This window comes from Actinomyces sp. S6-Spd3, from assembly GCF_000758755.1.
In the GTDB taxonomy this organism is placed as follows: Bacteria; Actinomycetota; Actinomycetes; order Actinomycetales; family Actinomycetaceae; genus Pauljensenia.
In genome coordinates, this window is the sequence record NZ_JRMV01000015.1 from 1 (window position 1) to 991 (window position 991).

Annotated in this window: 1 protein-coding gene and 1 pseudogene; both read left to right on the forward strand. The window is 56.4% G+C overall.

The genetic code is table 11. The features are described 5' to 3' along the window. Nucleotides 1–437: pseudogene (locus HMPREF1627_RS00115) on the forward strand (TetR/AcrR family transcriptional regulator); the annotation flags it as partial. A gap of 149 nt (nucleotides 438–586) precedes the next feature. Next, the coding region (locus HMPREF1627_RS00120) for a 2,3-bisphosphoglycerate-dependent phosphoglycerate mutase (RefSeq protein ID WP_034499699.1) at nucleotides 587–991 on the forward strand (405 nt) is incomplete at its 3' end.

A 991-nucleotide genomic window follows, 5' to 3' on the forward strand; every position in this document is an offset into this window, starting at 1 on the left:
ACTCCCTGTTGTTTGACGCGATGGACGCGATTGGGGTTAACCGCACTCTTCACGCCCTCCACACAGAAATGCAGGCCCGTTCCGTGCGAGACCAGGAATGGGGCGCACGCCTGGCCGACCTCAACGAGGAGTTTTTAACCGCTTTGGGGGGAGTTCTTGAAACGATCCTCCAGGCCGCAAGGCGTAAACCCGAGGCGCCGATGCGCGTGATCACTCACGCCGTGATCGGAATTGTTTTGAGGGCTGCCGCGGTTGACGCCCTGGTGGAGAGCTATAAGGAACACCAGAGCCAGGCTCGAAGCCGCGTGGTTGGCCCGGCTTCACCGCCGCGGATTGAACGCACGGTGCCACAGCATCTTCCCATTGCGCAGTCGCCCGCTAAGCCGATTGTTGAAACGATCATTCCGCTTCTGTACGCGATGTCGAAACCGATTTGAGCGAAGCTTCTCGCCAAAGAATGTTCCCTCTTTAAGACGTGCAACAATTGGCGGAAAATAGGGGGAAACGAACCACGAGTTGGAAGTTTATTGACCAAAACCAGGCTTAACCTAAAGACATTGACTGCCAGACATGGGATAATGAAGCCATGGCTTTTAAACTGATTCTGCTCCGTCACGGGCAAAGCGATTGGAACGAAAAGAACCTGTTCACTGGATGGGTTGACGTTCCGCTGACAGAACTAGGTAAGGAAGAGGCCGTTCATGGCGGCGAGCTTCTTAAGAAGGAAGGTGTCCTGCCGGACATCCTCTACACGTCCCTACTTCGCCGCGCAATCTACACGGCAAACCTGGCGCTAGACGCTGCTGACCGCCACTGGATTCCGGTTAAGCGTTCCTGGCGTCTAAACGAGCGTCACTACGGTGCGCTGCAGGGCAAGAACAAGAAGGAGATCCGCGACGAGTACGGCGAGGATCAGTTCATGCAGTGGCGCCGCTCCTACGACGTACCGCCACCGGCAATCGAGGCTGGTTCGGAGTTTGCTCAGGATGGC